Source organism: Streptomyces bobili, from assembly GCF_002154575.1.
Lineage (GTDB): Bacteria > Actinomycetota > Actinomycetes > Streptomycetales > Streptomycetaceae > Streptomyces > Streptomyces bobili.
In genome coordinates this window covers 1-5,477 of sequence record NZ_MUBA01000269.1, presented here as the reverse complement: position 1 = coordinate 5,477, position 5,477 = coordinate 1, and the positions used below count along the sequence as shown (strand labels likewise).

The 5,477-nt window shown below is 70.3% G+C and carries 8 protein-coding genes; 2 read left to right on the top strand and 6 right to left on the bottom strand.

Annotation, left to right across the window (positions count from 1 at the left end):
* The 6 genes from BZL64_RS21875 to BZL64_RS21850 all read right to left on the bottom strand — a co-directional run.
* Positions 1–864: FAD-dependent oxidoreductase (locus BZL64_RS21875; protein WP_208639490.1), on the bottom strand; the 864-nt coding region annotated here is incomplete at its 3' end.
* A gap of 302 nt (positions 865–1,166) precedes the next feature.
* On the bottom strand, positions 1,167–1,661 hold the full coding sequence (locus BZL64_RS21870) for a hypothetical protein (RefSeq protein WP_208639489.1): 495 nt from the start codon (positions 1,659–1,661) through the stop codon (positions 1,167–1,169).
* Between the two features lie 297 nt (positions 1,662–1,958).
* Positions 1,959–2,498, bottom strand: coding sequence for a hypothetical protein (locus tag BZL64_RS21865; protein ID WP_244205435.1), 540 nt, complete (start codon positions 2,496–2,498; stop codon positions 1,959–1,961).
* A gap of 107 nt (positions 2,499–2,605) precedes the next feature.
* Positions 2,606–3,202, bottom strand: coding sequence for a hypothetical protein (locus tag BZL64_RS21860; protein ID WP_086770892.1), 597 nt, complete (start codon positions 3,200–3,202; stop codon positions 2,606–2,608).
* On the bottom strand, positions 3,195–3,713 hold the full coding sequence (locus BZL64_RS21855; protein WP_086770891.1) for a SigE family RNA polymerase sigma factor: 519 nt from the start codon (positions 3,711–3,713) through the stop codon (positions 3,195–3,197). The genes BZL64_RS21860 and BZL64_RS21855 overlap by 8 nt, the downstream gene beginning before the upstream one ends.
* An 83-nt stretch (positions 3,714–3,796) precedes the next feature.
* A complete protein-coding gene (locus tag BZL64_RS21850; protein WP_244205434.1) occupies positions 3,797–4,276 on the bottom strand; it encodes an ATP-binding protein in 480 nt (159 codons plus the stop codon).
* Between the two features lie 135 nt (positions 4,277–4,411).
* On the opposite strand from BZL64_RS21850, the gene BZL64_RS21845 reads away from it, so the two are divergent.
* Entirely contained in the window at positions 4,412–5,275 is an 864-nt protein-coding gene (locus BZL64_RS21845; protein WP_086770890.1) for a helix-turn-helix domain-containing protein, read from the top strand.
* Positions 5,272–5,477, top strand: a 206-nt coding sequence (locus tag BZL64_RS21840) for a DUF397 domain-containing protein (protein ID WP_107430334.1), incomplete at its 3' end; no start/stop codon positions are given. The genes BZL64_RS21845 and BZL64_RS21840, both read left to right, overlap by 4 nt.

Here is a 5,477-nt window from a genome sequence, read left to right as displayed (position 1 = left end):
GACGACGACTCCACGCCGGGCGCGTACGAGCCCGGCGGCACCGTCGCGCGTGACGACCGCGCCCGTCACCCTCCCGCCCTCCACATGCAGGTCGGTGAGCGGGGTGCTCAGCCACACCGGCACCCCGGCCGACAGCAGTCCGGCGCGCAGTCCGGCCGCCAGGGACTGCCCCATGGTGAGCGGCTTCTGCCCGAGCAGGGCGGCCTTGGTCCCGCGCGCCAGGCACTCGGCGGCGACGGCGGCACCCCGCACGCTCACCGCGGCCAGCGCCAGCCACTTGTAGTCGGCACTGAACACGACCATCCCGGCCGGGAGTTGCATGTACGGCGGGTTGAGGCGGGCGAGTTCGGCGCCGAGTACGTTGCCGTCGAGCTGGTCGGGTTCGATGGAACGTCCGCCCGGCAGGCCGCCGGGCAGCTCCGGGTAGTAGTCGCTGTACCCCTCCATCCAGCGGAACCGCAGCGGGCTGTTGGCCATGACGAAGGAGAGCATCGCGGGCCCGTGGGCGAGGAAGGCGGCCTGCCGGTCGGCGGAGACCTCCGGTCCGACGACGGCCTTGAGGTAGGCGGCGGCCTTCGCGGGCGTGTCCGGGACGCCCGCCGCGAGGATGACCGGGTTGTTGGGAATCCAGATCCCGGCCCCCGACCGTGCCGCCGACCCCCCGAAGGTGGCCGCCTTCTCCACGACCACACAGCTCAGCCCGCGCCTGGCGGCGGTCAGCGCGGCGGTCATCCCGGCGGCCCCCGCCCCGATGACGACGACGTCGTAGGTACCGAGCAGGGGCGCTTCGGCGGCGGAGGCGGTGACCTGCGCCCCGGCCTGCGCCCCGGCGGCGAGGGCGAGCCCCGCCCCTGCGCCGAGCACTTTCCTCCGGGACGGGTGGGACACGTCGGACGATGCGAGTACGTCTCTGTCGGCGCCTGAGGGCACGGCGGCCCTCCCTCCAGCCTGACGGGAACAGGGGCCGGGACTGTCGCGCGGGGGTCTTGGGAAGTCAAGGCCCACGCGATGTGTGCCGGGGTCAGCCGGGGTCAGCCGGTGATCCGCAGTCCGGTCGAAGCGGCCCGTGATCCGCGCCATCCGGCCCTCGAACGGCTCCCGCCCACGTGCGGGGTCGATGCCGCAGACCGTCGAGCCTGGACCGGGTGGACGACGGCGGTCGTCCGTCAGGGCCTGTACAGGGACTTGAGGCTGGTCACCTTGCCGGCTCCGTCGAAGACCAAGTCGTACCCGATGCCGTCCTGGAGGCCGGAGTCCAGTTGGTTGAGCAGGGTGACGAACCGGGTCGGGGAGTACGGCAGCGGTTCGGCGCGGCTGGTTCCGGCGACCTCGTCGCGGACCGGGCACGTCAGCAGAACGCGGGCGTCCTTGGTCATGGTCACCGTGGTGAAGGCCCCCGTGCCGGGGATGATCTCCCAGGTGTCGAACTGGGTGTTGACCTTCTTCTGGGCGGGCCGCACCGACAGACGGGTCAGTCCGCCCTCGGTCCAGGCCTTGCCGATCGTCACGAACTGCTGGGTGCCGGCGAAGGCGGCCCGTCCGGTCGAGGCCGAGTTGTCCTTCGCCTCCTCGCTGCTGTCGGACCGGGCGTCCGTCCGGATCCCCGCATTCCCGGCGGGCGCGGAAGGCGATGCCTTCTTCGGGGTCTCGGCAGGGGCCACGGATTCCTTTCCGCCCTGAGACCGGGCGTCCGTCCTGTCGCCCGACGCCGAGGACGACGCCGGCTTTGCGGCCGCGGCGGATTCCGGTCGGTCCGCGGGCTTGTCGCTGCCGCACCCGGTCAGGGCAAGGGCGCCGAGAGCGACTACGGCGAGCCAGCGCCCGGTGTTCCGGCGGCGTGCGGTGTTCGTCATCAACTGCTCCTGGAAGCCGGTGTGGTCGGGGTACACGGTCTCTACGTCCCGCCCCCTCCACCGGGTTGCATCGTCGCCGGTTTTTGTTTTTCGAGTTTCCCGGCCTCACGGCCTGTACAGGGACTGCAGCTTGGCTACCTGGCCCTGTCCGTCGAAGCTCAGGTCGTAGCCGACGCCCGCGGCGGTCCCAGGGTCCAGTTGCGTCAGCAGGGTGACGAACTCGGCCTGGGAGGAGGGCAGCGGCTCGCCCCGGCCGACACCGGAGGCGTCGTCGCCACGGACCGGGGCCGTCAGCAGAACCCGGGCGTCCTTCGCCATGGTCACCGTGGTGAAGGCCCCCGTGCCGGGGATGATCTCCCAGGTGTCGAACTGGGTGTTGACCTTCTTCTCGGCGGGCCGCACCGACAGATAGGTCAGTCCGCCCTCGGCCCACGCCTTGTCGACCGTCACGAACTGCTTGGTTCCCGCCCACGGGGTCCTACCGGTCGACGCCGCGACCGCGGTGGGCTCCGCGGGCTCCTTGCCCTCGCCGCACCCGGTCAGGGCAAGGGAGCTGAAGGCGACAACGGACAGCAGCCGCATGGCGCCCCGGCGGCGTGAGGCAGATATGACGGACGTGACGGATGTGGCGGACGTGGCAGACATGGTCAACGTTCTCCTGGAACCGGTGTCGTCGGGTTACACGGTCTCTACGCCGCACACCGCCCCCAGGTTGCATCCCGGTCAGCCTTCTTCGGGGCCCCCGCCGAAGCTCACTCGACGGTCAGCCAGACCGCTTCCCGCAGCGACTGGATCCGGCCCTCGCCGTCGTAGTCGACGGCGAACACCCACCGTGGCCCGCCGCTCAGCCGGTCCACCAGCTCCGCCAACCGCATGTCCCCCGGCTTCCCCCCGGCCACCTGCTCCACCTCGACCGGGGTCTGCGGCGACAGGGTCACCTTGTGGACCACTCCGGTGGGTACGGCAGTGCCCCGCCGCTCGGTACGAAGCTGCTTCACCGTGACCTGGATTCCGTCCGCCAGCACCCTCGCGTCGTACACGTACCCGATCTCGACGGCGTACTCCTCACCCGGGGCCGGCGTCGGGGGCACGAACCGGGGCGCGCTCAGCGACGGGGTCGGCTTGGCGGCGGTAGGCGCCGGTCCACGACCGGACAGGACCAGCGACAGACCCCCCACGGCGACGGCGGCGGCCACCAGCACACCGCCCGACATCCGTACGGCCCGCTTACGGCGCCGACGCCGGTCCCCCCGCACCCGGATCTGCTCCGCGGCCATCGGTACGGCGAACCGCCGGCCGTCCGCGGCAAGCCGGGCAAGGTGATCGTCCAAGCCGGTCTCGTCAGCCATGCTCCACCTCCGAAACTCGGCCCGCCCGCGGATCCAGCTCGGTGTCGGCCAGAATCCTTGCCAGCGCGGCCCGGCCCCGGCTCAGCTGTGCCTTAACCGTACCGACGGGGCTGTTGGTCTCGGCAGCCACCTGCTTCACCTCCAGATCGCACAGGTGGTGGAGCACGATGACCCGTCGCTGTGCCGCGGGGATCTGCCGCAGCGCCTGCACCAGCAGCACATGGTGGGTGTCCGGCGGCGGTACGTTCGGCGGCGGGCCCTGGCGCCGCGCGAAGGACAGTGAGGTGCGCACGCGCCGCCACCGGCTGACGGCCAGCCGCCAGGCCACGGTACGGACCCATGCCTCGGGCGCACCGTCCTCGTCCAGTCGGGCCCGGTGTTCCCAGGCCCGGACGAAGGCTTCCTGGACCACGTCCTGCGCCTCGCCGCGGTCGCCGATCATGGCGTACAGCTGGCCGATGAGCCGCCCCACGCTCCCGGCATAAAAGGCGTCGAACGCCTGCTCGTCCATCCCCCGCCCGCGGTCCCGTGGTCGTACATCCGTTCAGCCGGGCGAACGATGCCACCTGGCACGCTCGTGACGCAAGGAACCCGTCACCGCACGTGTGACGGCACGGCGGCGCTCTCCCCCCGCGCCCTGAGCGGCAGTTCGGCCCAGACCGTCTTGCCCACGTCCCGCTCGTCGACGCCCCACGTCCTCGCCAGTACGGCGACCAGCACCAGGCCCCGGCCACCCTCCGCCTCCGGATCCGTCACGATCCGGAGCTGCCGGTCGCCCCGCGTGTCACTCACCTCGACACGCAGCGTGCCCTCGGCGAGCAGCAGCAGCCGGAGTTCGAAGTCCCGGCCCGGCACCCGTCCGTGCGTCACGGCGTTCGCGGCCAGCTCCGCGACGACGTGCTGTGCGGTGTCGTTGGCGTCCCCGTCGTGCGGGTATCCCCAGGCGTCGAGCTGCTGCGCCGTCATCCGCCGGGCCAGCCGCGCGCCCCTCGGCGTGGAGCTGAGGCGCAGGGTCAGTTCCCCGAGGGGGGTGGACCTCTGGGTGGAGATCTGGGTGGAGATTTCGGAGTTCACGTCACTGAGCGTGGCCCGTTGTCTCTACCCTGACCAGGGGCGACTTCGCGACTCTCCGTAGCTGTACGGCTGCGCTGGGATGCGCGTACGGGCCGTAGGCGTGACCGCGGGCAAGTGCGAGGGCGGTGGGGTGACATGCAGGAAGAACGCGAGCGGAGGCCGGAGACACCGGCGGAGTCCGACGGGACGACGGGGTTGTTCACGGCGCTGGGGAAGATGCTGAAGTTGTTCCGGGAGCGGAAAGGGCTGACCCAGAAGGAGTTCGGGCTCCTGGTGGGGTACGGCCCGGATGCCATCTCGTCGATGGAGCGGGGAGTACGGCTCATCCGGCCCGAAGTACTGGAAAAGGCCGACGCTCACCTGGAAGCGGGTGGAGTGCTTGCGCAGGCGATCCCCGAGTTGCGGGAGGCGATGAGCAGGGCTCGGACCCGACACCCGGAGTGGTATCGGGGGTATGCAGCGTTGGAGGCGGAGGCCGTAGAGCTGCACCAGTACTCCAACCACGCTGTGCACGGACTGTTGCAGACCGAGGCACATGCACGCTCGGTGTTCGCCAAGCGTCGCCCCTTCCTCAGCGAAGAGACCATCGAGCAGCGGGTCGCCGACCGGCTGTCCCGTCAGCAGGTGTTCGCGCGGTGGCCAGCGCCGGTCGTCAGCTACGTGATCGAGGAAGTGGTACTCGACCGACCAATCGGGGGACGGGATGTCCACACCGAGCAGTTGCAACATCTACTGAGCGTCAGCAGCATGCGGAACATCGAGATTCAGGTGATGCCGACCAGAATCCAGGAACACCCCAACATGGACGGTGCGTTCAACTTGCTGGCGCCCAAGAAACATCCACAGGTGGCTTACACAGAGGTCCAGGGATACCCGCGATTGATCACTGACCCCGAAGAGGTACGGAAGATCGCCGACCGCTATGGGATCATGCGGGCAATGGCGCTCCCGCCCGAGGAGACCCGCACGTTGATCGCGAAGAAGCTGGAGGAGCTATGAGCAGCGCGAACCTCACCTGGTTCAAGTCCAGCTACAGCGGCGGCGAAGGCGGGGACTGCGTCGAAACCGCCTACACCTGGCGCAAGTCGACCTACAGCAGCGGCGAGGGCGGCGAATGCCTCGAACTAGCCGCCTGCCCCCACACCATCAACATCCGTGACTCCAAGAACCCCACCGGCCCCGCCCTCGCCGCTGCTGTAGG

What these genes read in the sequence shown, in the direction of transcription:
- BZL64_RS21865 (WP_244205435.1), bottom strand. Translation starts at nt 2,498, where the DNA reads ATGTCTGCCACGTCCGCCACATCCGTCACGTCCGTCATATCTGCCTCA.
- BZL64_RS21860 (WP_086770892.1), bottom strand. Translation starts at nt 3,202, where the DNA reads ATGGCTGACGAGACCGGCTTGGACGATCACCTTGCCCGGCTTGCCGCG.
- BZL64_RS21855 (WP_086770891.1), bottom strand. Translation starts at nt 3,713, where the DNA reads ATGGACGAGCAGGCGTTCGACGCCTTTTATGCCGGGAGCGTGGGGCGG.
- BZL64_RS21845 (WP_086770890.1), top strand. Translation starts at nt 4,412, where the DNA reads ATGCAGGAAGAACGCGAGCGGAGGCCGGAGACACCGGCGGAGTCCGAC.